This window comes from Vibrio hepatarius, assembly GCF_018860525.1.
Lineage (GTDB): Bacteria > Pseudomonadota > Gammaproteobacteria > Enterobacterales > Vibrionaceae > Vibrio > Vibrio hepatarius_B.
Genome location: NZ_JAHKPM010000033.1, coordinates 15,762 through 41,087, shown reverse-complemented (window position 1 = coordinate 41,087; position 25,326 = coordinate 15,762). Strand labels below are relative to the sequence as shown.

The 25,326-nt window shown below is 41.9% G+C and carries 21 protein-coding genes and 1 pseudogene; 3 read left to right on the top strand and 19 right to left on the bottom strand.

The window, feature by feature from the left end; genetic code table 11:
* Positions 1 to 104 precede the first annotated feature (104 nt).
* Together KO511_RS09960 and KO511_RS09955 are read left to right on the top strand one after the other, a co-directional pair.
* A complete protein-coding gene (locus KO511_RS09960; RefSeq protein WP_215987287.1) occupies positions 105 to 503 on the top strand; it encodes a hypothetical protein in 399 nt (132 codons plus the stop codon).
* A 287-nt stretch (positions 504 to 790) separates the two neighbouring features.
* Positions 791 to 1,447, top strand: a complete 657-nt coding sequence (locus KO511_RS09955; RefSeq protein WP_215987286.1) for a hypothetical protein — start codon at positions 791 to 793, stop codon at positions 1,445 to 1,447.
* A gap of 82 nt (positions 1,448 to 1,529) precedes the next feature.
* Here the strand turns inward: KO511_RS09955 and KO511_RS09950 are convergent.
* From KO511_RS09950 to KO511_RS09925, 6 genes and pseudogenes are all read right to left on the bottom strand, one after another.
* Positions 1,530 to 1,703 (bottom strand): annotated as a pseudogene (locus KO511_RS09950) (cytochrome ubiquinol oxidase subunit I); the annotation flags it as partial.
* A 60-nt stretch (positions 1,704 to 1,763) separates the two neighbouring features.
* Positions 1,764 to 2,363 carry an HvfX family Cu-binding RiPP maturation protein gene (locus KO511_RS09945; RefSeq protein WP_215987285.1) on the bottom strand — a complete coding sequence of 200 codons (600 nt, stop codon included), beginning with the start codon at positions 2,361 to 2,363 and terminating at the stop codon, positions 1,764 to 1,766.
* A 2-nt stretch (positions 2,364 to 2,365) separates the two neighbouring features.
* The gene (locus KO511_RS09940; protein WP_215987284.1) at positions 2,366 to 3,091 is read right to left on the bottom strand and encodes an HvfC/BufC family peptide modification chaperone; all 726 of its coding nucleotides are present in this window, start codon (positions 3,089 to 3,091) and stop codon (positions 2,366 to 2,368) included.
* Positions 3,084 to 3,950, bottom strand: a complete 867-nt coding sequence (locus KO511_RS09935) for a DUF692 domain-containing protein (protein WP_215987283.1) — start codon at positions 3,948 to 3,950, stop codon at positions 3,084 to 3,086. The genes KO511_RS09940 and KO511_RS09935 overlap by 8 nt, the downstream gene beginning before the upstream one ends.
* Positions 3,938 to 4,252 carry a hypothetical protein gene (locus KO511_RS09930; RefSeq protein WP_215987282.1) on the bottom strand — a complete coding sequence of 105 codons (315 nt, stop codon included), beginning with the start codon at positions 4,250 to 4,252 and terminating at the stop codon, positions 3,938 to 3,940. Before KO511_RS09930 ends, KO511_RS09935 begins: the two co-directional genes overlap by 13 nt.
* Positions 4,242 to 5,198: an MBL fold metallo-hydrolase gene (locus KO511_RS09925; RefSeq protein WP_215987281.1), complete on the bottom strand. Its 957-nt coding sequence runs from the start codon at positions 5,196 to 5,198 to the stop codon at positions 4,242 to 4,244. The genes KO511_RS09930 and KO511_RS09925 overlap by 11 nt, the downstream gene beginning before the upstream one ends.
* Positions 5,199 to 5,546: 348 nt before the next feature.
* On the opposite strand from KO511_RS09925, the gene KO511_RS09920 reads away from it, so the two are divergent.
* Positions 5,547 to 6,245 carry a hypothetical protein gene (locus KO511_RS09920; protein ID WP_215987280.1) on the top strand — a complete coding sequence of 233 codons (699 nt, stop codon included), beginning with the start codon at positions 5,547 to 5,549 and terminating at the stop codon, positions 6,243 to 6,245.
* Positions 6,246 to 6,356: 111 nt separating this feature from the next.
* On the opposite strand, the gene carB is transcribed toward KO511_RS09920, so the two are convergent.
* The 13 genes from carB to murD all read right to left on the bottom strand — a co-directional run bounded on the left by carB (position 6,357) and on the right by murD (position 25,318).
* Complete coding sequence (gene carB / locus KO511_RS09915) at positions 6,357 to 9,587, bottom strand: carbamoyl-phosphate synthase large subunit (RefSeq protein ID WP_215987279.1); 3,231 nt, start codon at positions 9,585 to 9,587, stop codon at positions 6,357 to 6,359.
* A 16-nt stretch (positions 9,588 to 9,603) separates the two neighbouring features.
* Complete coding sequence (gene carA, locus KO511_RS09910) at positions 9,604 to 10,743, bottom strand: glutamine-hydrolyzing carbamoyl-phosphate synthase small subunit (protein WP_215987278.1); 1,140 nt, start codon at positions 10,741 to 10,743, stop codon at positions 9,604 to 9,606.
* Between the two features lie 482 nt (positions 10,744 to 11,225).
* Positions 11,226 to 12,035: a 4-hydroxy-tetrahydrodipicolinate reductase gene (gene dapB / locus KO511_RS09905; RefSeq protein WP_215987277.1), complete on the bottom strand. Its 810-nt coding sequence runs from the start codon at positions 12,033 to 12,035 to the stop codon at positions 11,226 to 11,228.
* 148 nt (positions 12,036 to 12,183) lie between these two features.
* Positions 12,184 to 12,582: an 8-oxo-dGTP diphosphatase MutT gene (gene mutT / locus KO511_RS09900; protein WP_215987276.1), complete on the bottom strand. Its 399-nt coding sequence runs from the start codon at positions 12,580 to 12,582 to the stop codon at positions 12,184 to 12,186.
* Between the two features lie 62 nt (positions 12,583 to 12,644).
* Positions 12,645 to 15,374: a preprotein translocase subunit SecA gene (gene secA, locus KO511_RS09895; protein WP_215987275.1), complete on the bottom strand. Its 2,730-nt coding sequence runs from the start codon at positions 15,372 to 15,374 to the stop codon at positions 12,645 to 12,647.
* Positions 15,375 to 15,775: 401 nt separating this feature from the next.
* Positions 15,776 to 16,693, bottom strand: coding sequence for a UDP-3-O-acyl-N-acetylglucosamine deacetylase (gene lpxC, locus KO511_RS09890; RefSeq protein WP_125320077.1), 918 nt, complete (start codon positions 16,691 to 16,693; stop codon positions 15,776 to 15,778).
* Between the two features lie 98 nt (positions 16,694 to 16,791).
* Positions 16,792 to 18,027 carry a cell division protein FtsZ gene (ftsZ, locus tag KO511_RS09885; RefSeq protein ID WP_215987274.1) on the bottom strand — a complete coding sequence of 412 codons (1,236 nt, stop codon included), beginning with the start codon at positions 18,025 to 18,027 and terminating at the stop codon, positions 16,792 to 16,794.
* A 30-nt stretch (positions 18,028 to 18,057) separates the two neighbouring features.
* Complete coding sequence (gene ftsA, locus KO511_RS09880) at positions 18,058 to 19,320, bottom strand: cell division protein FtsA (protein WP_215987273.1); 1,263 nt, start codon at positions 19,318 to 19,320, stop codon at positions 18,058 to 18,060.
* On the bottom strand, positions 19,304 to 20,107 hold the full coding sequence (locus tag KO511_RS09875; RefSeq protein WP_215987272.1) for a cell division protein FtsQ/DivIB: 804 nt from the start codon (positions 20,105 to 20,107) through the stop codon (positions 19,304 to 19,306). Before KO511_RS09875 ends, ftsA begins: the two co-directional genes overlap by 17 nt.
* Before the next feature lie 147 nt (positions 20,108 to 20,254).
* Complete coding sequence (gene murC / locus KO511_RS09870; protein ID WP_215987271.1) at positions 20,255 to 21,718, bottom strand: UDP-N-acetylmuramate--L-alanine ligase; 1,464 nt, start codon at positions 21,716 to 21,718, stop codon at positions 20,255 to 20,257.
* A gap of 12 nt (positions 21,719 to 21,730) precedes the next feature.
* Positions 21,731 to 22,792, bottom strand: a complete 1,062-nt coding sequence (gene murG / locus KO511_RS09865; protein ID WP_215987289.1) for an undecaprenyldiphospho-muramoylpentapeptide beta-N-acetylglucosaminyltransferase — start codon at positions 22,790 to 22,792, stop codon at positions 21,731 to 21,733.
* Complete coding sequence (gene ftsW / locus KO511_RS09860; protein WP_215987270.1) at positions 22,779 to 23,978, bottom strand: cell division protein FtsW; 1,200 nt, start codon at positions 23,976 to 23,978, stop codon at positions 22,779 to 22,781. The genes murG and ftsW overlap by 14 nt, the downstream gene beginning before the upstream one ends.
* 14 nt (positions 23,979 to 23,992) lie before the next feature.
* Positions 23,993 to 25,318 (bottom strand): UDP-N-acetylmuramoyl-L-alanine--D-glutamate ligase, encoded by a 1,326-nt coding sequence (gene murD / locus KO511_RS09855; RefSeq protein ID WP_215987269.1) that lies wholly within the window; start codon positions 25,316 to 25,318, stop codon positions 23,993 to 23,995.
* Positions 25,319 to 25,326 lie beyond the last annotated feature (8 nt).

The window sequence follows — 25,326 nt, the reverse complement described above, 5'->3', positions numbered from 1 at the left end:
CATTTCATTAGACCTGACCCTGTCGGGCCCCATTAATCCGATTCGGTTTTGCTTGAGTGTCGCTGTGTTAGCTACTGCATAGCAAGACGTTATGTGTTTCTCAGATGATGAGTATAAAAATGGAAGTTAAAGACTGGATAACAATTTTTTCTGTTCTAATTGTTGTTATTGGCTGGTTTGCCAATAACGAGTTTAATCGTAGGCATGAAATTGCAAAGAAGCGGCTAGACTATCGTTTAACTGCATTGAAATCATTCTTGCCTGTTTGGTTCGTGTTTCAAAAGCACTCTGCTCCCTTCGAGTCTGATGGTCAATTACTAGCTAAACTGGAAAATGCTAGGACTAATATAAATCTATACGGTAAGGAGGATGAAATCGATGCTATGGAATTATTCATCAGTCACATAGAGAAAGGTGATACTTCCTCAAGCAGAAAAAGCATTCATACTCTAGTGTTATTGATTAAAAATAGAATTAGAACAGAGCTCAAATTAAACACGTAACTAGTGTGGTGCTTGGTGTTCTATTTGGTGTTCGTACTTGTTATCGCCCTCTCGATAGGTGATCTATCATGTAATCGAACTACCAGATAGAACAACTTTAGTTGCAGCTAAAATCTGGGTCTTACTTACCCGATTGGAGTGCTTATTACCCATACAATCAATTTACGCAGATTGGCAACACTTGGTATTTTTGGTTTGAATCGATTTTAGTAACTACAGCACAATTGTTGAGGTAGGTGGCAGTGTTATTAACTATTTAACTAGGCGTTAGTTAACAAGAGGTAAATTTGAAGTACATAGAAAGAAAACTGATTTGGACATTGTTGGCTTTATCTACTTTTTTGCTGTTTAAATCTTCAGATGAGAATATAATTCCCTTAATTAAAGATACGGTAATAGATCCAGCCTTTTATCAATTTCCAAATGGGAACTCGATAATCTTCAACCTAAGTGTTGGTTACATAGTAAGTTTGATGTTTTACATTATAGTGGTAGTCATTCCTGAATATCGCGAAAAAAAAAGTCTAAAAAACGAACTGGGGCAGGCTGTTTCATTTGTATTTGAAGCTTTTTTTCATGAGAGGCATGATTTTGGAATTATGTTTCATTGGAGCAAGCATATTGTTCATTGCAAGCCGATAGACGAGCATTTAAAAGAAATAGATAAGTTTAAATCAGATGCAAGTTATGAACGTTTGAATGCAGCAAAAGCAAATATGCTTGTTCAATCAGTTCATGAAGTTCTTCCAACTTTTGAACAACTCGTACCTGTAGCTTTCCAAATTTCCCATCGCCATGCAATGCTTTGGCTAAGCATTACTAACTCATTACGCCAAATAGCATCATTATACGGAATCCCTGTAGACGAACGTGATTGGGGTATTTTAGATCTTAACTTAGGTGAATTTGTAGGATATGTAGGTGAATTTTACGAGGTTAACTAACAAACAATAAAGGAATCAACTTACTTTTCTCAATCTGACAGAACCCTTTTAGATGATCAGGTCTAACAAGGCTATGTCCAAACTTGCCCCAAAATATCGTTATATCCTTGTAGGCAGTTTTACCCGTCATAACATACAAAAGCTCCATAACTGCCAGAAGGAAAGACAAACCAATCGTTAAGGGAATAAAAATAAAATGGTATAGAGCGGTGCTTGCGAACTGAAAACGAGACAGTTCTACAACATCTGCGAACATAGAAACGCCTTCCCGCTGCTCAAACAGCGGGTTAGATAAAAAGGTCTAGTCGATGGGGGGTTATACTTTAGCGGGAGTTGAGTTAAATGGCTTGCGTAGCCAGTAGTCTAGGCTCACATATCGGCCACCGCCGTAGAAAAACAGTACCATCAACATAACAAAATAGGTTGCGGCAAACTCCATTCCATTATTTAGCATCACAGGATCACCAAGTTCTGTAATGTAGTTGTATCGACCGGGAAAGTTGCTCGCCAGCCACTCTATAAAACCATTCAAGCGCACTGTAGCTTCCATACTACCGGTAGCAATTGCATCCCAGCCATGTTTCCAATGCACCATAGCACTCGCAACGCTCATCATGAATATCATCGGAATTGCCATCACTCTGGTAAACAAACCAAGTGCAATACAAATACACCCTAGAACCTCAGTCGCAGCAGCAAGAAATGCAAGCAGTTCAGGGAAAGGAAGATTCAAGCCACCATCAGCAGCTGAAGCACCAAACCAAGCAACGGTACCCGAGAACCCAAGCACCTTAGAGCGCGCCCCGACAAAAATGACAGGAATAAGAAACAGGCGGATAGAAAGCAAAGCCAAAAAATCATACTTTTGGCATTTCTCCACAAAGCCGTCGAACCAGTTAAGAGCTGACTTAATCATAATTATTCTCCTATAAATTGGACCTTAAGAAGTCCTAATTCACCAAAATGTTGCACCCACTCAATTACACTAAAGCTGACATCATTCTGATTGACGGTTTGCTGCAGTTGAGCTGAAGTCAAATCAGGCTGATCTATGAGCATTTGAATCAAAGCAACATCTACGTCTCTCAGTCTTTGAGAGACAACATGATGATCTTGGTTACGAAATACGCCATAAAACACGAAATGACTATCGGAGGTTAAAAAAGTCACCGAATCTTGATGAAGTAAAAAAGGAACTTGAGTGAGTTTTAAGGTTGGGTTTACTTGCAGGCAGTCGTCTTCCACTACTTCTTTAGGCGTAAAATAGGACATCTTGCCGCTTATTGAGTCAATCTCCACGCAAAAAGTAACCCATTCATACTCGAGTAATGCCAGTTGTTGTGATGAGACAAAGTTAGTACTGTTACTTTTGTCTTTCTGCAAAAAATGAACAAACTCTGTCGCTATTTGGTGGAATTCAGCCTCAAAAGCGCCATGTTTAGTCACAAACCCATCGACCAAACCATCAAGCTTCTGGCGAGAAAATTGGGCATAAAACAGTGGAAATGTGGCATTCACTACGCTCAAAACATTATCGCGAATAAATTCGCTGTATCGACACAATATATTTTTCTCATTAGGAAAACGAATCATTGCTGAAAACGATTCAGTTTGCGTTTGCATTTGGTTAGGAGGGTTAAGCATTGATCAACTCCTTACAAAGACCTTCGAGCGTTTGGCCAAATTCAAGTATTTCACCGTGGGTACTACGCAGTTCTTCTACCAATACCAACAGAGGTGGCATGTTTTGATCGCGTTCCAATAGCAAAGGTTTACTACCATGGACACAATAGGTGTAACGAGCCAGATCTAATACTTGTTTAGAAACAGGGGTTCCATGCGTATCAAGCAAAAAGCCATCATTTTCTTTAAGATGCCCAGCAATGTGGTAATACCGAATGGCTTCACTGGGTAGCGAATTCAACATTTTGTAAGGGCAATAACTGTGGTTTTGGCTATTCACGAACACATTGTTGATATCAAGTAGTAACTCACATCCACTTCTGTCGCATATTTCAGCAATAAATTCACCCTCTGGGATCTCATTAGCGTAACTGTGATAGTAAGAGATATTTTCCAGTGCAAGTGGCCGTTGAATCAAATCTTGGACCCGCTGAATACGTTCAACTAGATAGGCAATATTGTCTTTGTGCCTTGGCACTGGCAGCAACTCATATAAATAACCTTGACTATCTTTTGAAAAACTCAGGTGTTCGCTGTAGATATCGATATTAAATTCATCGAGAAAACGAGCGACATCTTTTATAAAAGGTTTATTTAAAGGCTGACAATCACCGATAGACAAGCTAAGTCCATGTGCAACCAAAGGATGCTTTTGGGCAATATCTTGCAACTGTTCACGCTTTAAGCCGCCAATATTCATCCAGTTTTCTGGTGCCAGCTCAAGGAAATCAATATCAGGATGTTCAGGCAACTGACACAGCAAATCAATATGTTCGCTGCGTAGGCCAAGTCCTTTTGATGTATTGGTTATTGTCCGCATAAACCACCTGTGATTTTACTCTGAGTTAACTTGATAGTTTCAGCAGAAGGGTCAATCCCCTCCCCCGTCACACCACATTGGCCATCACGTGCACGCACTAATCTGCCTTGTGGATCGCTTTTCAACTCCTGCTTTTCAAAACGTTTTTCTGTGCCACATTTACCAGCAGCACACTTACCGCCATGTTCTGATTTCGAAGGTGCTTCAACTGGGGCTTCACTCGGAGAATCGGCAAAAACCATATTTGAGTTCAAAGTAATAACAGATGTCATTGCGATAGAAAGAGCGAGTTTATTGTTCATTAGACATCTCCTTAGCTGCGCTCATGGGGTAGCTCGATAAATCATGCCCAGCAATCACCTGACCTTTGTAGTACTGCTTAACTATCTTGATAGATTCAGGTTTGAGTTTCAGACCTAAGCCCATCCAATGATTGAGGACTAATAGTTTAGGATTTACTTGTGCGGCGATTTTGCCAACAACCGAAGGCTTGGCGTGCAGAAATGCTGACACTTCATCCGCATCTTCGTGTATTGCCAACGGCATAAGAAGAATGTCGGCACCTTGTGCAAACTCTACGAAATCTGGATTACTGCCATTTTGGTCAGCCGAAATCACCATCACACCATCTTCACTTTCAATACGGTAGGCTAAACAAGGCACATCACCATGCGGAATACCAAGTGCATAAATCGTTAAGCCATCTTGCTGATAAACCTGAGTACCTTGCGAAGAGGTGTATGGCACGTCTGTAATAGTGACAGGAAATAAGCCGTCGCTACCATCGAAAAGGCCATTGAGATAGGCATAGGCGCCCTTATCACCATCAAAAAGCGCTTTCATATACCCTGTTATACTAGGAAAAGCAGAACCTGCCTCAGGGCCAGCGATATCTAAAGGATCTTGGCGATCAAAAAAATAACCACCTTTAAGTAATGCTGGAACATCAGCAACGTGATCGGTGTGAAAATGGCTCAAACCGAGAAAATCGAGTTCTTCTAGTTTTCCGCCCGCCTGACCAAATCTGAGATAGACACCGCCACCTGCATCTATCATTACTCGTGACTTTCCTTTCCACCAAATAAGTTCCCCCGAAGAAGCGCGGAGATCATCAGAAATAGGTCCACCAGATCCAAGAAGTTGTAGAGTAAAATCTTTCTCTAATGGTTCGAGAGAGAGGGCATAGCTATTGACTGAACCAAGAGATAACCCCATAGCCAGTATTAATGCTTTTAAAGGCTGTTTCATATCAAATACCTGTGAGTAACAGTTTTATTTATCTTTTTTGGATGATTATCCAAAGCAGTGATGAGGGCAGGAAAAACGGCTTGTTTTTGATGTCCGTCAAAGTACTCAACTACGATATCTAATATTTAAAGTTAAATATATCTAGATATATTTAATTTGAGTTAAGATAAACTGAACAAGAAATCACTCAAAATTAATATACAAAGATGTTAACTGCATCTTGATATGAAACTGTTTACTTGGAATGGGGCCAAAGGTTTGCTCTCCACCTGTGGAAGAGTGGAAGTAAATCCATATTATCCTAGTTATAAAATCAATATAACCAATAACATAAAGGATAATACTACCATGAAGAAAACAGCGTTAGTTCTCTCCCTACTTGCCTCAAGTCAAGTTTGCTTTGCCAGTAATTCGCTTTATCAACCGAAAGATGAAAACACACCATCTATTGAATCCATTACGATGAGCTATGGCACTCCAATGAAAAAAGAGCTTGCTCTGAATGGCGCGACTTCTGGCCTGCCGAAAACCGCTTTTAATGGTGCAACCATGAAGCTTAATATGATTAGAGGCGTTGCGCCCTACTCTATCGAAGTAACAGAAGGTAATGTGGATATTAAAGAAGACGTCCTAACCATCAGAGAGAAAGGAAAAATCAAATTGCTCATCTCAGACTCTATAGGCTCAAGTTTCACTTATTCTTTTAATCCAAGTTTTTTCTCTACACCCGATGATCTGCTCAGAACCTTTTCTCAATCTGAGCAATATTGCAATAATATGGGTGGTAGCCTACCCAAAATTGAAGATATTGCTCTGGTTCCTACCGCCAGAATGTTCGGTTACTTATTTGCTGAGTGGGGAAGTTTTTCTTTAAATAAATCAGACTGGTACACACCTGATCAAGATATTTCTTATAAACTATTTAGAAACCAAGATGAATGGGGAAGCATGGGTTATCAAGGGCATATATCTGCTCATATGGATAATGGTCTAGTCTACCAAACGTTTGATGATGCGCTTATGAGAACCACATGTATTTTAAAATAAATACCACCTTTTAATTTAGGTTGCGGTAATGAAACTTAGTCCTCTTTTGTTTCCTTACCTGCAAAAAAGCCCACTATTAAAGTGGGCTTTTTCTATTTATCTTAGCTTTCACTAAGCTTCGTTTTCAGCAATCTTCGCATGAAGCTCTTGTACCGAAGTTACAGTAGCGCACGCATCAGCAGAATGTGACATACAAGTGGCAAATGCCGCATTGAGTGTTGTGGTGTAGTTCACCTTTTCTGCTAGAGCGCCACGGCGCAATACTTTAGAGTCTTCAATCGACTGACGACCTGCAGTCGTATTCACGATATAGGTATACTCGTTGTTCTTGATGCGGTCTAGGATGTGTGGACGACCTTCGTGTACCTTGTTAACAAGACGAGGATTGATCCCCGCTTCACCAAGAATAATCGCTGTACCATGCGTCGCATCTAGCTGGTAACCAAGTTTGGTTAGCTTAGATGCAAGGTCGACCACTCGTTGCTTGTCACCTTCGCGAACAGATAAAAGCGCACGGCCACCTTCTGGGTAGACTTTGCCACAACCTAGTTCTGCTTTTGCGTAAGCTTCAGCAAACGTTGCCCCAACGCCCATCACCTCACCTGTAGAGCGCATTTCTGGGCCTAATAGTGGATCAACACCTGGGAACTTATTAAATGGCAATACAACTTCTTTTACTGAGTAATATGGCGGAATAATCTCTTTGAGAAAACCTTGTGATTCAAGTGATTGACCTGCCATAACTCGAGCTGCGATTTTCGCAAGAGGTGCGCCAGTTGCTTTTGATACAAAAGGAACAGTACGAGCAGCACGCGGGTTAACTTCAATCAGATAAACGTCGTTACCTTTAACCGCAAATTGCGTATTCATCAAGCCGCGTACACCTAGCTCAAAGGCTAGCTTTTCTACTTGCTCACGCATCTTATCTTGGATTTCCTGGCTTAATGTGTAAGCAGGAAGAGAACATGCTGAGTCACCAGAGTGAACACCCGCTTGCTCGATATGCTCCATGATACCGCCGATAACCACACGCTCACCATCGCAGATAGCATCAATATCGACTTCAGTTGCATCATCTAAGAATCGATCCAGCAACACTGGTGATTCATTTGATACACTAACGGCTTCGTTAAAGTAGCGACGTAAATCTTGCTCATCGTAAACGATTTCCATCGCACGGCCGCCCAATACGTATGAAGGACGAACTACCAGTGGAAAACCTATTTCCCTGGATTTCTCTACTGCTTGATCAAGGGCTGTTACTGTAGCGTTCTCTGGCTGTAACAACCCTAGGCGGTCAACAGCCGCCTGGAAGCGTTCACGATCTTCAGCGCGGTCAATCGCATCCGGGCTTGTCCCTATGATAGGAACACCAGCTGCTTCAAGTGCACGAGCTAGTTTCAAAGGTGTTTGCCCACCATATTGAACGATGACTCCTTTTGGCTTTTCAACTCGTACAATAGACAACACGTCTTCTAAAGTCACGGGCTCAAAGTAAAGGCGATCGGAAGTGTCATAGTCAGTTGAGACGGTTTCAGGGTTACAGTTAACCATAATAGTTTCATAACCGTCTTCACGTAGAGCAAGTGAAGCATGTACACAACAATAATCAAATTCGATACCTTGCCCAATCCGGTTTGGACCACCGCCCAGAACCATGATCTTGTCTTTATCTGTAGGCTGCGCTTCACACTCTTCATCGTAAGATGAGTACATGTAAGCGGTATCAGAAGAAAACTCAGCCGCACAAGTATCGACACGCTTGTAGACTGGGTGAATGTCATACTGGTCACGTAGACGACGGATTTCATTCTCAGATACACCAAGGATTGAAGACAGGCGCGCATCAGAGAAACCTTTCCGCTTCATCTTACGCAAAACATCTTGCGATAAACCAGCAAAGCCACCTGTTTTGACCTCATTTTCTAGATTAATAAGATCTTCAATTTGTACCAAGAACCATCGATCAATTTGAGTTAGGTTGAAGACACCATCGACTGACATACCAGCACGGAATGCATCTGCAATATACCAAATACGCTCAGCGCCGGCTTCTTTTAACTCATGACGAATTTTAGTGAGAGCATCTGGTGCATCTAGGTCCACCATTTCATCAAAGCCGTTCACACCAACTTCAAGGCCACGTAATGCTTTTTGCAGCGATTCTTGTTGGTTACGGCCTATAGCCATCACCTCACCCACTGATTTCATCTGAGTAGTAAGACGGTCATTTGCACCGGCAAATTTCTCGAAGTTAAAGCGAGGAATTTTAGTCACAACGTAATCAATGGTAGGCTCAAACGATGCTGGTGTCGCACCACCTGTAATATCATTTTGTAGCTCATCAAGAGTGAAACCTATCGCTAACTTAGCGGCAATTTTAGCAATTGGGAAACCTGTCGCTTTAGATGCAAGAGCAGAAGAACGAGACACTCGCGGGTTCATCTCGATAATAACCATACGGCCATCTTTCGGATTGATTCCAAACTGTACGTTTGAGCCGCCTGTTTCAACACCAATTTCACGCAATACTGCAAGCGAGGCATTACGCATTAACTGATATTCTTTATCCGTCAGAGTCTGCGCTGGAGCCACTGTAATAGAATCACCAGTATGAATACCCATTGGGTCGAAGTTCTCAATAGCACATACAATGATACAGTTATCCGCTTTATCGCGAACCACTTCCATCTCATACTCTTTCCAACCTATCAAAGATTCATCAATAAGAAGCTCATTAGTTGGGGAAAGATCTAGACCTCGGCGACAGATTTCTTCGAATTCTTCTTTATTATACGCAATACCACCGCCTGTTCCTCCCATAGTAAATGAGGGACGAATAATACATGGAAAGCCCACCATATCCAGGACACCATAAGCTTCTTCCATGTTCTTGGCAGTATCAGCCCGAGGACAATCAAGACCAATAGACTTCATCGCTTTATCAAAGCGAGAACGGTCTTCAGCTTTATCAATAGCATCTGCCGTTGCGCCTATCATTTCTACACCAAACTCTGCTAGTACCCCATGCTTTTCTAAATCAAGCGCGCAGTTAAGCGCCGTTTGGCCACCCATGGTGGGAAGTACTGCGTCTGGACGTTCTTTTTCGATGATCTTGCGTACCACTTCCCACTGAATGGGTTCAATGTAAGTGGCATCTGCCATTTCAGGGTCAGTCATGATTGTGGCTGGATTAGAGTTGACAAGAATAACTCGATAACCCTCTTCACGAAGCGCTTTACAAGCTTGAGCGCCAGAGTAGTCAAACTCACATGCCTGACCGATAACAATCGGGCCTGCACCAAGAATTAGAATACTTTTTAGATCAGTACGTTTTGGCATTCTCTACTACTCCAAATTAAGCGCTGTGTTGTTTGATAAGTTCGATAAAGTGATCAAAAAGCGGTGCTGCGTCGAGTGGACCAGGGCTCGCTTCCGGGTGACCTTGGAAACTAAATGCAGGCTTATCTGTACGATGAATACCTTGAAGAGAACCATCAAATAGTGATACATGTGTGGCACACAGATTCTCTGGTAAGCTAGCTTCATCAGCAGCAAAACCATGGTTTTGTGAAGTAATCATGACAACATTTCGGTCAAGATCTTTAACTGGGTGATTAGCACCGTGGTGACCAAACTTCATTTTGACTGTTTTAGCGCCTGATGCAATCGCCAATATTTGGTGACCTAAACAAATACCAAAAATTGGTAAGCCTTTGTCTAAGAATACTTTTGTTGCTTCAATGGCATAAGTACAAGGCTCAGGGTCGCCAGGACCATTTGATAAAAATACCCCATCTGGCTTAAGCGCTAACACTTCATCAGCACTCGTTTCAGCAGGAACAACCGTTAAGCGGCAGCCTCGGTCAACGAGCATGCGCAAGATATTTCGCTTTGCTCCGAAGTCATAGGCAACAACATGATATGGCAATTCGTTGCTATCTTGCGCTTCTGGAAGGCCACCTTCGAGCGTCCACGAACCTTGTTGCCATTGATACGCTTCTTTTGTAGTAACTTCTTTCGCAAGGTCCATTCCTTTTAAGCCAGGGAATTCTTTTGCTTTCGCCAAAGCCAAAGCTTGGTCTAGATTGGCACCCGCAACAATACAACCATTTTGCGCACCTTTCTCGCGTAGGATACGGGTCAATTTGCGCGTATCGATATCCGCAATACCAATGATGTTTTTTGACTTAAGGTAATCAGAAAGGGTCTGTTCACTACGGAAATTGGAAGCAATCAGAGGTAGGTCGCGAATCACAAGGCCTTGCGCATGTATGGAAGATGATTCTTCGTCTTCGGAGTTAATTCCGGTATTGCCTATGTGAGGGTATGTAAGAGTAATAATTTGCTGTGAATAGGAAGGATCAGTGAGAATTTCTTGGTACCCCGTCATCGAGGTATTAAAAACGACTTCACCAACCGATGAGCCATCTGCTCCAATTGAAATTCCATGGAACACTGTCCCATCTTCTAGGACTAACAGTGCTGATTTACTCAAGACAACCTCCAGAATAAAAATGCAAAAATAATAAATTAAACTGCAAATTCGTCTTCCTTAACACCTAACATGAGCGCTTTAAGGTTATATAGACAAATTGGCTGCATTCTAATGAGACTAATGAATTGTGTCAACAGGAGCATAAAAAATAGTTCAAACTTTAGAGCACTTAAAGCAATTAACTACTTATAATAGCCAAAATATTAGGTTTAACCTTGGAATTTGGCCCATATTATCCTAAATAAAAAAATAACCGCATATCTAATAGCAAAAAAAACCAACTCTAGATTATCAATGGCACGCAAACGATAAACAAGTAATGATTATGGTTATTTTTAAGCAGCTTAATAAAATTAACTTATTAACAACTCAAAACCAAAAGGAAAGCAATAAAGAAAAGGGCTTTAAGCTCAATATTTTTTTGAGCAGAAAAAAGAGAGGGCAAAAAAAGCGCCAAGCGAGCTTAGCGCATAGTTATTTATTTATAGAACATTCAGATCAAGCACATCCGTCATAGAGTATAAACCTGCAGGTTTATCCTTTAGCCATACTGCGGCCTTAACGGCACCATTGGCAAAGGTCATACGATCTGTCGCCTTGTGAGTAATCTCGACCCGTTCACCAATATCAGCAAACATTGCAGTGTGCTCCCCTACAATGTCCCCAGCACGGATGGTAGCAAAGCCGATTTCATCTTTAGTACGCTCACCTGTAATTCCTTCTCGGGCATAGACAGCAACATCACTCAGTTTATTACCCATAGCTCCAGCAATAGCTTCTCCCATGCTGATTGCTGTACCTGAAGGTGCATCAACTTTGTAACGATGGTGAGCTTCTACAACCTCGATATCACAATAGTCACCCATAACTTTTGCTGCTTTTTCAAGTAACTTGAAAACTAGGTTTACACCAACCGAATAGTTTGATGCCATCACAGCAGGTATTTTTTTCGCCGCTATTTCAATCAATTCACGTTCGTGCTCTGTAAAACCTGTTGTACCTATCACAATGCTTTTGCCATGCTGACGGCAAAGCTCAATATTTGCTAAGGTGCTTGCTGGCGCGGTAAAGTCGATGATGACGTCAAACTGATCAATCTGCTTACTAAGCTCATCTGTCAGTACTACATCAAACTTACCTTCACCGCAAAGTTCACCAATATCGACACCAACTAGAGATGACTCTGGCCTTTCAGAACCAGTACCAACATGGGCAAGTGGATTTTGATGGGTAGCTTTGACTAGGTTGCGACCCATACGTCCAGCCGCTCCTGCAATTGCAATACGTACCATTAACTTCTCCATTTTTTTCATTTTTATATTACTGAGCTAAAATTACCAACATTAAAGGTGACTGGCTATATGTTCAATAATGAAATTTTCCTACTTAACTCTAAGGCCGTTCCAATTTGACCCTGCACACTTTTGTTAACTTAATTGTTTAGGTAAATTCGCTAACCACTCGATCTACAATAGACCTATTTGCTTCAGGAAATTCATAGTCACTAAGTTCAGTAATTGATACCCATTTTCCCTGCTGTCCTTCTTTACCAAAAGGTTGTTTTTCAAAATCAGTCACTAGAATAAAATCAAAACTAAGTGATTTGTCAGGGTAATCATATTCAAGATGTTCAAACAAGCTCTGCTTTGTCACCTGAATACCTACTTCTTCATCTAGCTCTCGTATAATCGCTTGTACCGTGGTTTCTTGATCTTCGACTTTCCCACCCGGAAACTCCCAAAAGCCCCCTTTATGTTTATCTTCAGGTCGCTTGGTAATAAAGACTTCATTCATTTCGGTATTTAAAATGATAGCTGCAACAATATGGATACGCTTCACACAAACTTTCCTCAAAAAAAGAGCCGCTAGCGCGACTCTTAATGTTTATTATTTAGATCAGATTAACCACTAAGCTGACCATGGCATTGTTTATACTTTTTCCCACTACCACATGGGCAAGGCTCATTACGACCGACTTTGCGCTCCTCACGAACCATTGGCTGATGAGAGTCTTCATCTTGATCCTGATCAGAGAATGGATTACTTGCCGAAACATGTTGCGCTTGAGTACGTCTTGCGGCTTCTTCAGCTTGCGCTAAGCGCTGCGCTTCCATACGTTCAACTTCTTCTTGCTGTTGAACACGTACTTTAGACAAAATGGTAATAACATCAGTTTTTAATGCATCGAGTAAGCCTTCAAACAATTCAAATGACTCGCGCTTATATTCTTGTTTTGGGTTTTTCTGAGCATAACCACGCAAATGAATTCCCTGACGTAAGTGATCCATGGCAGCAAGGTGCTCTTTCCAGAGTGTATCAAGCGTTTGTAGCATGACTGACTTTTCAAAGTTACGTAGGACCTGTTCTCCAACGACTACTTCTTTTTCTTTATAAACAGCAGTGGATGTCTCTAGTATCTTTTCTCGCAAAGCTTCTTCATATAGTTTGTCATCATCTTCAAGCCACTGTTTAACTGGCACATTGAGATCAAAATCATTTTTCAAACGATCTTGAAGCCCTTCAACATCCCACATATCCTCTAAAGATTGAGGTGGGATATATTCATCAATTACGGCACTAACAACATCAGCTCGATTCTGCTCAATCATTTCACTGATATCGTCAACATTCATTAGCTCATCACGCAACTCATAAACGACTTTGCGTTGATCATTAGCAACATCGTCGTATTCAAGAAGCTGTTTACGGATATCGAAATTTCTACCTTCTACTTTACGCTGCGCTTTTTCAATTGAACGTGATAACATTTTAGATTCAATCGCTTCACCTTCTTCCATACCACTTTGGATAAGACTAGCCATACGGTCAGAGGTAAAAATACGCAGTAGAGAATCTTCCATAGAAAGATAAAAACGCGAAGAGCCCGCATCACCTTGACGACCAGAGCGACCCCGCAGCTGGTTATCAATACGGCGAGATTCGTGTCGCTCAGTACCAATAATGTGCAGACCACCTGCATCAAGAACTTTATCGTGAACTTCTTTCCAATCGGCTTTGATAACTTCAATTTGTTCTTGAGTTGGGCTATCTAAAGCATCTACTTTTGCCTGCCAGCTTCCACCCAGCACGATATCCGTACCACGACCAGCCATATTGGTAGCAATGGTAACGGCACCTGGTGTACCCGCTTGTGCAACAATTTCCGCTTCTCGCTCATGGAATTTAGCATTCAATACATTATGTTTAATATTGGCTTTTTTCAGCGCATTAGACAAAAGCTCGGATTTTTCAATTGAAACTGTACCAACCAATGAAGGCTGCCCTTCATCTACTCTCTGTTTAATATCTTCAATGATAGCTGCAAATTTTTCCGCCTCTGTGCGATACACCACATCAGGCATATCGTTACGGACCATAGGTTTATTAGTCGGTATAACAACAGTATCTAGACCATAAATAGACTGGAACTCAAAAGCTTCTGTATCTGCGGTTCCTGTCATACCAGAAAGCTTTTCATAGAGACGGAAAAAGTTCTGGAAGGTAATGGAGGCTAAAGTCTGATTTTCATTCTGGATCTTGACGCCTTCTTTAGCCTCCACCGCTTGATGAAGCCCTTCAGACCAACGACGTCCTGGCATTGTACGACCAGTATGCTCATCAACAATGACAACTTCGCCATCTTCATTGACGATATAATCGACGTTTATCTCAAACAGAACATGGGCTCGCAATGCCGCGTTAACATGATGAAGTAAACTGATATTGGTTGGGGAGTAAAGCGTATCCCCCTCTTCCATCAAGCCGTTTGTTATCATCAATTCTTCGACATGCTCTTGACCAGTTTCCGTCAAATGCACCTGCTTCGATTTCTCGTCAACAGTATAATGGCCATCACCGCGATATTCTTCAGAGTCTTCCTGATCTTGTTTTTTCAGGTTAGGTATTAACGTGTTAATACGCGTGTATAAATCAGAACTATCTTCAGCTGGCCCTGAAATAATTAAAGGGGTACGAGCTTCATCTATTAAGATGGAATCCACTTCATCCACAACAGCAAAAAATCGTTCACGCTGAACTCGATCTTCAGAGCGAAACGCCATATTGTCACGCAAATAATCGAATCCAAACTCATTATTAGTGCCGTAAAGTATATCAGTTAAGTAAGCCTGCTTTTTCTCTTGAGGAGGCATGTTAGGCACATTTACACCAACTGTCATACCTAGAAATTCAAACAAAGGACGGTTTGTTTCAGCATCGCGCGCAGCAAGATAGTCGTTCACTGTAACAACATGAACGCCTTTTCCAGCAAGGGCATTAAGATAAGCAGGAAGCGTTGCTGTTAGTGTTTTACCTTCCCCCGTACGCATCTCTGATATTTGACCAGCATTGAGTACCATTCCACCGATCAGCTGAACATCGAAATGACGCATCCCATATACGCGCTTGGAAGCTTCACGTACTGTAGCAAAAGCTTCAGGGAGTATGTCATCTAAGGTTTCACCTTGTTCAAAGCGCTGGCGAAACTCAACGGTTTTTGCTTTCAATTCTTCATCTGAAAGCGCTTCAAGCCCAGGTTCATAGTTATTTATTTCTTTTACAATTTTTCTAAGGCGACGTAACGTGCGGTCGTTGCGACTGCCAATTACCTTTGTCAGTAGCTTAGTTATCATTTGCTATGCATCTCTCTTTACTTAGATCGGGCCCGATCTATATTCTATGCCTTCAGTCTCTAACAGTTTTAAACTAAGAATACTGAGATAAATCACTTTACCCAGATATTGCGGTGAGAACGTTAGATTTCAAGGCGTAAGTGGCGCTTAGTTTAAGGAATTTTACCACCAAGAACCAATAACAAAGTTATTTGTTTGAAGCATTCTTTATTTTCACTAGTTATTTAGTCGATGTGTATACACTTTATGAACCCAAATCATCCAGTAAAGCTCATGAAAGTCAGATCCTAGGTGTAACATGCTCTAGTTATGACTTTTCAATAGAAGGGCAATATTTTGCCACAAACCGTACTAAAACAAAAAAACCAGGCAATTGCCTGGTTTATAGAAAGAGTTTGCTTCTACACAATGAGTGCATTCACATTGGCAAATGCAACAGGAGATGTGGATTCTTCTTCAAAGGTTACCCATTCCCATGCTTCTTGGTCTGCTAGAACAGAACGTAAAAGCTGGTTGTTCAACCCGTGGCCTGATTTAAACGCACGGAATTCACCAATAATTGGGTGACCACACATATATAAATCACCAATGGCATCAAGAACCTTGTGAGTAACGAATTCGTTATCAAAGCGAAGACCTTCCTCATTCAAAATACGATATTCATCCAGTACAATTGCGCAATCAAAGCTACCGCCCAAACATAGATTTTGCGACTGCAAGTATTCTATATCATGCATAAAACCAAAAGTTCGTGCTCGAGAAATATCTTTCACAAACCCTTGCGATGAAAAATCAAACAAAAGGTGTTGTTCATCAGATTCAATAGCGGGATGGTTAAACTCGATTTCAAAATCCATGCGAAAACCGTTATACGGCACAAATTCAGCCCATTTATCACCGTCTTCGAAGCGTACTGGTTTTTTAATGCGGATAAAGCGTTTAGCTACATTTTGCTCTTCAAGACCGGCTTGTTGAAGCAAAAATACGAATGGACTTGCGCTACCATCCATAATAGGAACTTCAGGTGCATCAACTTCAACAATAATGTTATCAATACCCATACCAGCAAGTGCAGCATTCAGGTGTTCAACCGTAGATATACGTATACCTTCATCGTTAACTAATGCGGTACATAGCATAGTATCACGAACGGATTGAGCATCAACGGGAAAATCGACAGGTGGATTAACATCTGTTCGACGGTATATAACGCCTGTGTTTGCAGCCGCTGGGCGAAGAGTCAACGTGACTTTACGTCCAGAGTGGAGACCCACTCCCGTTGTTTTCACTATTTCTTTCAGAGTACGTTGTCTGATCATCTGCTTGCCTCAGTACAAATTGCTACAAAACACGGTCAATAAGCAATATCGACCGTGGATCGTACCATAATTTTGAACAGTGTCAAATTATGTCTAGTTTAGTCAGCCTGACGACGTAAAAATGCTGGTATATCCAAGTACCCAGTATCCTTATCGGCTTTTGGAGCTGCACTTTGTTGGCCAGCACCGGAGCTTGAAGGAGCAGAACTTGTCGGCTGAGGAGTCACTTGTGTTTTCTCCTGCAAAGTTGGTGCCGGATTCTCTTCTGTTTTATTAACAGCTTGTTGATGAGCAGGCGAAACTGGTTGAGTTTGTGGCTGTGCGACGGGAGAAACTTTTGTTTTTCCTCCGGCAACTAAAGTGATATCAGGCTTCTTTTCAGTACCTATACCAGTAGCAACAACAGTCACACGAATTTCATCAGCCATATCAGGGTCTAACGAAGTACCAATAACAACTGTAGCATTATCTGAAGCAAATGCTTTGACTGTATTACCAACCGTTTCAAACTCATCCAGACGCATATCAAGACCAGCTGTAATATTAACCAGAACACCGCGAGCACCAGCAAGATCGATATCTTCAAGCAGAGGACTTGAGATTGCCATCTCAGCCGCTTCCTCAGCACGATCTTCACCTTTGGCAACACCGCTTCCCATCATGGCATGACCCATTTCTGACATCACAGTACGAACATCCGCAAAGTCAACGTTAATCATACCTGGACGAGTAATAAGTTCCGCAATACCTTGTACTGCATTCTTAAGTACGTCATTCGCGCTGGCAAAAGCTTCTAATAAAGTAATCCCTCTCCCTAGCACTTTAAGCAGTTTTTCGTTAGGAATCGTAATTAAGGAATCAACCTGTTTCGATAATTCTTCAATTCCTTGCTCTGCAAATGCTAAGCGCTTCTTACCTTCGAAGCTAAATGGTTTAGTCACAACGGCTACCGTCAATATACCCAGTTCTTTTGCAACTTCTGCAATTACCGGAGCAGCACCTGTTCCTGTTCCACCACCCATACCAGCTGCGATAAATACCATATCGGCACCTTCGAGCTCTTCTTTAATTCTATCGCGATCTTCGAGAGCAGCATCACGCCCAACTTGAGGGTTAGCTCCAGCTCCAAGACCTTTTGTCATATCACCACCAATCTGGATAACGCTATTCACGCTTGTTTTACGAAGCGCTTGCGCATCTGTATTGATGCTAATGAATTCCACGCCTTCGATGGATTCACGTACCATGTGTTCGACAGCATTGCCGCCGCCGCCACCAACCCCAACGACTTTGATTACCGCGTCATCAGACATTTCCATCATCGGTTCAAACATGTGTTATCTCCGTTTATCCTGCTACTCAGGTTAAAATTCTTTTTGTATCCAGTTACGCAAGCGTCCAAATAATGTTGTTACAGACTGGCGTTTTGGCTCAGTATACTCTGTATCCTCATTAATTTGGCTATCTCTTGCATAATGGAGTAAACCCACAGCCGTTGAATGATACGGCTCTTTTACATAATCTGTCAGCCCACTCACTTCAAGAGGCTTTCCTACTCTTACTTGATTGCGGAATACGCGTTCAGCGCATTCTACTAATCCTTGAATCTGTGCAGCCCCACCAGTCAGAACGACACCTGCTGCTAGATGATGTTTAATTCCTTCTTCTCGCAACGCATCCTGAACTGTATCAATAGTCTGATTCACTAGCCCCATCAATTCAGTATAACGGGGCTCAACCACTTCAGACAAAGTCTGTCTTTGTAAACTACGCGAAGGTCGGCCTCCGACGCTAGGTACATTAACGGTATCATCTTTACTTACTAGCTCACTGAGTGCACAACCATATTTTACTTTTATTTCTTCAGCGTCACTGACAGGTGTACCAAATGCAAATGCAATATCACTGGTGACCGCATTACCTGCATAAGAAAATACCTCGGTATGCCTCAAAGCGCCACCAGTCCAAATAGAGACATCCATAGTGCCTGCACCAATATCAACAACACAAACGCCTAGCTCACGTTCATCTTCAGTGATCACTGCAGTACTTGCAGCCAGACCAGAATACACTAAGTGTTCAACTCTGAGTCCACAACGTTCAACGGCCTTAATAATATTCCGTGCCATATCATTATGGCAGGATATCAAGTGCACACTAACTTCCATCCGTACTCCTGATAACCCTAGCGGATTTTTTATCCCCTCTTGGTAATCAATGGTAAATTCTTGAGGAATTACATGCAGAATGCGTTGTTCGTCACCTATTTTGATGGATTTAGCAGTATGGATAGCGCGATCCATATCCTCTTGGGAAACCTCTTCATCTGAAATGGTTCCCATGCCTTTTTCTATTCGACTGGCGATATGTCGACCAGAAATCGAAATAAAAACATTACTAATCTGACATTCAGCCATGAGCTCGGCCTGATCAACAGCACGCTGGACAGACTTAACGACGGACTCCAAGTCGTTAACTCCACCTTTATCCATCCCACGGGAGGGGCTGCTACCAGCACCAATGATATTTATTTGACCATCAGGCAGTACTTCGCCAACCAGAGCCGATACGGTTGCAGTGCCTATGTCAAGACCAACAATAATGTTGTCATCAGCGGTCTTTGTCATCTGTGCTCTCTTGTTCTAACTCTTGTCCGGGAAACCAACCTACAGAAGCTCCCGTATCATACCTGAGGTCAATATAGCTGACTCTCTGTGAATCGCTACCTAAGTTTTTGTATAACGAGAGAAATCGCTCGACCCTCTCGTATAAATATTCTTTACCTAATTCAAGCCTAATACCATTATCAAGAATAATCTGCCAAGCTCGACGTTCATTTAGCAACAAAGAAGAAATCTTAAGATTTAATGCAGCAAATTTGGGACTCACCTCTCGCCACACTTCCAATACTTCTTGGCTACTTCCTAAAGGTCCGTATAGTTTGACACGTTGCTCACTCAATCTATCAATATCACCATTAAAAATGTTACCTTGATGGTTAAGTAACTCTGTACCATTCCAGAGAGCCACCGCAATATATTCCGTCAAAAACACTTTAACTGTGTCAGGCCACTGTTTTCTTATAGAAGCATGAGCGACCCAAGGTATAGCTTCAACCGTATCTTGTAATACTTTAACATCTTGTGACATAAACGTACCAACATGCGGCAAAGTCGCAAAAGCACGTTGGACATCTAGAGATGTTACATATTTCAACTGCCCTTCCAATATAATATTCGATAGGGGTAGTCGCTTATCGTCCCACATCCAAGATATCGTGGAATAGAGGATTGAACTAATCAACAGCAATACAAGTAATAAAAAAAGCCCACCAATACTATGCTTTCTTACTATCGGGTGATCGGTTAGGCGACGGCCCTCTATTTGCGCACTTACGTCTAAGTCCGTTGCCATTCAATCGCGACCTTATTCCTTACCTGTTTTATAGTACTTATATTAACCTTTGGATTATACTGGTGTCATGTAAAGTATCAAACATTGAAATTGAGAAATAACACTTTAATTCTATAATTTGTCTCAAATATTAGAAATTTCACTTTTTCAATCACCGGAACGCATTTTCTCTAAGCTTAATTCATACATGGCTAATTGCTTTGCTACCTTGCCAATATCTCCAGCACCTTGCGTTAACACCAAGTCACCATCTTGCAAAACATTTGCTAAAACTGATGGTAATGCACTGATCTCAGAAACAAAAATGGGGTCTAGCTTTCCCCGGCTACGAATAGTCCGGCACAATGAGCGGCCATCTGCTCCTGCTATCGGCTTTTCACCTGCTGAGTACACATCTAGCATGAGTAAGACATCAACTTGCTCAAGTACATTGGCAAAATCATCATAAAGATCCCGTGTACGGCTATAACGGTGTGGTTGGAAGATCATCACCAAACGTTTTTCCTTCCAACCATTGCGAGCTGCGTGAATTGTCACATCCACTTCTGTTGGATGATGGCCATAATCGTCCACCAACATAACATGACCACTGCCCGTCTCAAATTCACCTAAGTGCTCAAACCGCCGTCCAGTTCCTTGCGTTGATGCCATAGCACGTAAAATCGCATCATCGTTTATGTCGTCTTCAGTTGCGACTGCAATTGCCGCCGCGGCATTAAGAGCATTGTGCCGCCCAGGGATATTCAGAGTAATCTCTAAATTTTCATGACCATTACGCACTACAGTGAATTTACCTTGTTGGCCGTGCTGGCTATAATTTTCAATACGAACATCAGCCTGCTCATCAAAACCATAGGTAATCACTTGACGACTAATACTTGGGATTAATTCTCGTACTACTGGGTCATCGATACAAACAATAGCCTGCCCATAAAAAGGCAAGTTATGTAAGAAATCAATAAAGGTCTGTTTTAGTGTCTCGAAATCGCCACCATAAGTATCCATATGGTCAGATTCAATATTGGTAACAATACTGACCATAGGCTGTAAATACAGAAAAGAAGCATCACTCTCATCAGCTTCTGCAATCAAGATACGACTTGATCCCAAACGCGCATTAGCACCAACACTTTTAACTAAACCACCATTAACAAATGTTGGGTCTAAGCCTGCTTCTGAGTATATCTGGGTCACTAAAGCTGTTGTAGTTGTCTTACCGTGCGTTCCAGCCACTGCAATTCCATGCCGAAAACGCATTAGTTCTGCAAGCATTTCAGCACGACGTACTATAGGAATCCTAGCCGCGCGCGCAGCTAAAATTTCAGGGTTTTCTTCACTCACAGCAGTCGATACCACCACCACACTGGCTGTCTGGATGTTGGATTCACTATGACCAATAAAGATCTTTGCCCCTTTTTGGGTCAAACGTTCAGTTACTTGATTATCCGCAAGGTCAGAGCCTGAGATCTGGTAGCCTTCATTAAGCAAAACTTCTGCAATACCACTCATTCCTGCACCACCGATACCAATAAAATGGATACATTTTACACGGCGCATTTCCGGTACCATGGCACGAATGTGCGCTAAGTCTTGAGTATGTTGAATTGTCATGGATATTTCTCGTTAATTTGTTAGAGCAATAATGGCTTCAGCCACTTTGTTATCTGCATCTAACCTAGCAGTTGAACGTGCTCGGTTTGCCATTTCAAGCAGGCGTTGGCGATCAAGTTGTTGTATTTGCTGAGTGAGTTTATCAACTGTCAACTCTGGCTGCTCTATCATCTTAGCCGCACCACACTCAACCAAGTGATCGGCATTTAAAGCCTGCTGTCTATCTTTATGCATAAAAGGAATAAATACAGCTCCGAGCCCTGCTGCTGCCACTTCAGAGACAGTCAAAGCACCAGAACGACAAATAAGTATATCAGCCCATGCGTATGCACCAGCCACATCATCAATAAATTCTACAACATCAAAATGTTCAATTTGGTATTGCTGGTATAAAGATGCCACTTCCACCTGACGGTTTTTTCCTGCCTGATGACGTATTTCGTATCCCATACTTAATCTTGCCATGACTTCTGGCATAATGCGATTTAGAATTTGTGCGCCTTGACTTCCACCCATGACCAAGATGCGGATATTACCTTTACGCTCAGCCATCCTTTGATCTGGAGAACTAAGAGCAACAACATCTTCACGTACTGGATTTCCCACAACTTCTGCATTTGGGAAAGCGCCAGGAAAAGCCTGAAATACCTTAGATGCAATCCGAGATAAACACTGATTAGTTAGCCCAGCGACCGCATTCTGTTCGTGTAACACGACAGGGACACCTAATATTCTAGCGGCAACACCACCTGGTCCACTGACATAACCTCCCATGCCAAGAACAACATCAGGCCGCCAAGATTTAATGTGCCTTCTCGCTTGGAAAATAGCATTGATAATCTGAAAAGGTGCTTGAATTAAACGTAGTATTCCCTGTCCACGTAGCCCTTTGACTTTAATAAAATCGATTTCAATTCCATGTTTGGGAACCAGTTCAGCCTCCATTCTATCAGCCGTTCCAAGCCAGCGAATATCCCAGCCATGCTGTTGCAGCTTTTTGGCAACGGCTAAACCAGGAAAGACATGTCCTCCAGTACCGCCCGCCATTACCATTAATCGTTTATTTTTTTTCATCATTTTCTTTCTTTTTAGGTAATTGACTTAAGACGCGAACGCGACATTCAAAATCGATTCGTAATAATATGCTCACAGCAACCGTCATGATAATCAAACTAGAGCCACCATAACTGATCAAAGGCAAAGTCAAACCTTTAGTTGGAACCATACCAGCAGCAGCTCCCACATTTACCAAAGTTTGAAAAGCAAACCAAATTCCTATTCCAAATGCTAAATAGCCACCAAACAGTAAATCATTATCAAATGCTTTTCGCCCAATCAAAGCCGCTTTTATCACCAGGCTAAAAATCAGAATAAGAACCAATACAACACCTATAAAACCTAACTCTTCTGCAAGTACCGCAAAGACAAAATCAGTGTGAGCTTCAGGTAAATATTCAAGCTTTTGAATTGAGTTCCCTAAGCCCTGACCTAGCCATTCACCTCGACCAAATGCCATTAAAGATTGCGTTAACTGGTAACCACTGCCAAATGGATCTTCCCAAGGATCGAGAAAAGAGGTCACACGTCTTACTCGATATGGTTCAAGTAGTATCAGAGCGACAACTGATAAAATTCCCACCACCATGAGTGCCAAAAATTGACTTAATTTAGCCCCCGCAATAAACAGCATTCCAAACAAGGTTACTAGCATCACAATCACCGTTCCCAAGTCAGGTTGCAGTAAGAGTAAACTAGCTAAAGTACCGAAGATGATAATAGGTTTAATAAAACCACCAAAGAAACTTGACCTGACTTCATGATGTTTACGGACCAAATAACCAGACATAAAAATAAATAACGATAATTTAGCAACTTCTGCAGGTTGCAAATTAAATAAACCTAAGGGTATCCATCGAGACGCACCATTCACCGACTTTCCAGCGACTAATACTACGACCAGAAGAAAAAAAGATAATCCTAATAATATCGAACCATACTGCGACCATTTGCGCAGAGGGACTTGAAGTATAATACTGGCTGTAGACAAAGCTAACAAAAGAAATATTGCATGGCGAAACATGAAGTGAAATGGTTGGTCTGTAAGACGTGAACTAATTGGAAATGAAGCCGAGGTCACCATCACTAAACCAGTTAGCATAAGCCCCAAAGCAATCCACACCAACTGACGATCAAACAAGACTTCAGGAGAAGACATTATCATCCAGCGTCTAATATTTGCTAACGAATCTCGTATTTGCATTATGATGGCTTACACTAAGCGTACTGTCTGACTAACGCAGTAAATACCTCACCACGCACCATAAAATTATTAAATTGATCGAAGCTCGCACAAGCAGGTGATAACATCACCATATCGCCACTCTCAACTCTATGACTAACCCACTCTACGATGTCTTCTAATGTTGAAAAATACTTTGAATTTTGGGTTAGATGCATAAAACGGCGGCCATCTTGTCCAAAACAACACAGCTGAACATCCAAAGTTTGCAATACCAACTGGAGTTCAGAAAAGTCTGCGCCTTTACCATCCCCACCAACTAACAGATATAACTTACCGGAAAGAGACAATCCTGATAGAGCCGCTAAAGTACTCGCTACATTTGTTGCTTTGGAATCATTAACCCACTTAACGCCTTTTTTACAGGAGATAACCTGACACCTATGGGTCAGCCCTGTATAGTTTTTTAGTGAATCAAGTCCAGCAGTCACATTCACACCAGCTTCACCTAGCAATGCCAATACCACAAGTGTATTTGCTACATTATGCCTACCAACTAAACTCAATTCATCCGCTGCAAGAAGTTGATGCTCACCATGGTATAAGAATTCTTTTCCATCTATCGATTTAACATAGAACTCTGTTTTTTTCACCAAACTAAACTCGATCAACCGTAGCTCTTCTTTGTCAGGGTAAGTCGCTAGATCGTCGGCATTAACTAGACCAGCCTGAGCATGTTTAAAAATTCGAAGCTTGGCCTGTCGATAAGCCTCCATATCTGGATATCGGTCCATATGATCTTCTGATAGATTCAGAAAAGCTGCAGCAACCAATGAAAGACTAGACGTCGTCTCTAGTTGAAAGCTTGAAAGCTCTAAAATATAGAGGTCAGCATCTTGGTTAAATAAATCAAGTGCAGGAACACCTATATTGCCTCCAATAGCGGTCTTAACACCGGAGGCATTTGATACCACACCAGCAAGATCAGTGACGGTACTCTTACCATTTGATCCTGTGATAGCGAGAACTGGTTTATCTACTTGCCAAGCAAAAAGTTCGATATCTCCAACAACGGGGATACCCAACTGAATTGCTCGTTGAATCTCTGGTGTTTTAAGGGCAATCCCAGGATTAATCACAACAAGATCCACATCGGCCAACCAGTCATCTGGCCAACCGCCGCAATATAAATCTACCCCTTTAGGCAATGCCTCAACACCTGGTGGCTGCATGCGGGTATCGATTACTCGAACTGTCAAGCCATAAGGTAGCTTTGATAAATGCTTCACCACAGAGAGACCGGTAATTCCAAGCCCTACAACAACAACACTATCAATATTTCGCCAAGGTTCAAAAGTCAAACTCTACT

Bases quoted from the DNA above. Each gene is read 5' to 3' on its own strand.
- ftsZ (WP_215987274.1), bottom strand. From the start codon at position 18,027: ATGTTTGAACCGATGATGGAAATGTCTGATGACGCGGTAATCAAAGTC.
- KO511_RS09935 (WP_215987283.1), bottom strand. From the start codon at position 3,950: ATGCGGACAATAACCAATACATCAAAAGGACTTGGCCTACGCAGCGAA.
- lpxC (WP_125320077.1), bottom strand. From the start codon at position 16,693: ATGATCAGACAACGTACTCTGAAAGAAATAGTGAAAACAACGGGAGTG.
- KO511_RS09920 (WP_215987280.1), top strand. From the start codon at position 5,547: ATGAAGAAAACAGCGTTAGTTCTCTCCCTACTTGCCTCAAGTCAAGTT.
- KO511_RS09925 (WP_215987281.1), bottom strand. From the start codon at position 5,198: ATGAAACAGCCTTTAAAAGCATTAATACTGGCTATGGGGTTATCTCTT.
- ftsA (WP_215987273.1), bottom strand. From the start codon at position 19,320: ATGACAAAGACCGCTGATGACAACATTATTGTTGGTCTTGACATAGGC.
- carB (WP_215987279.1), bottom strand. From the start codon at position 9,587: ATGCCAAAACGTACTGATCTAAAAAGTATTCTAATTCTTGGTGCAGGC.
- KO511_RS09960 (WP_215987287.1), top strand. From the start codon at position 105: ATGATGAGTATAAAAATGGAAGTTAAAGACTGGATAACAATTTTTTCT.
- KO511_RS09875 (WP_215987272.1), bottom strand. From the start codon at position 20,107: ATGGCAACGGACTTAGACGTAAGTGCGCAAATAGAGGGCCGTCGCCTA.
- KO511_RS09940 (WP_215987284.1), bottom strand. From the start codon at position 3,091: ATGCTTAACCCTCCTAACCAAATGCAAACGCAAACTGAATCGTTTTCA.
- ftsW (WP_215987270.1), bottom strand. From the start codon at position 23,978: ATGCAAATACGAGATTCGTTAGCAAATATTAGACGCTGGATGATAATG.
- dapB (WP_215987277.1), bottom strand. From the start codon at position 12,035: ATGGTACGTATTGCAATTGCAGGAGCGGCTGGACGTATGGGTCGCAAC.
- murG (WP_215987289.1), bottom strand. From the start codon at position 22,792: ATGAAAAAAAATAAACGATTAATGGTAATGGCGGGCGGTACTGGAGGA.
- secA (WP_215987275.1), bottom strand. From the start codon at position 15,374: ATGATAACTAAGCTACTGACAAAGGTAATTGGCAGTCGCAACGACCGC.
- KO511_RS09930 (WP_215987282.1), bottom strand. From the start codon at position 4,252: ATGAACAATAAACTCGCTCTTTCTATCGCAATGACATCTGTTATTACT.
- KO511_RS09945 (WP_215987285.1), bottom strand. From the start codon at position 2,363: ATGATTAAGTCAGCTCTTAACTGGTTCGACGGCTTTGTGGAGAAATGC.
- murC (WP_215987271.1), bottom strand. From the start codon at position 21,718: ATGACAATTCAACATACTCAAGACTTAGCGCACATTCGTGCCATGGTA.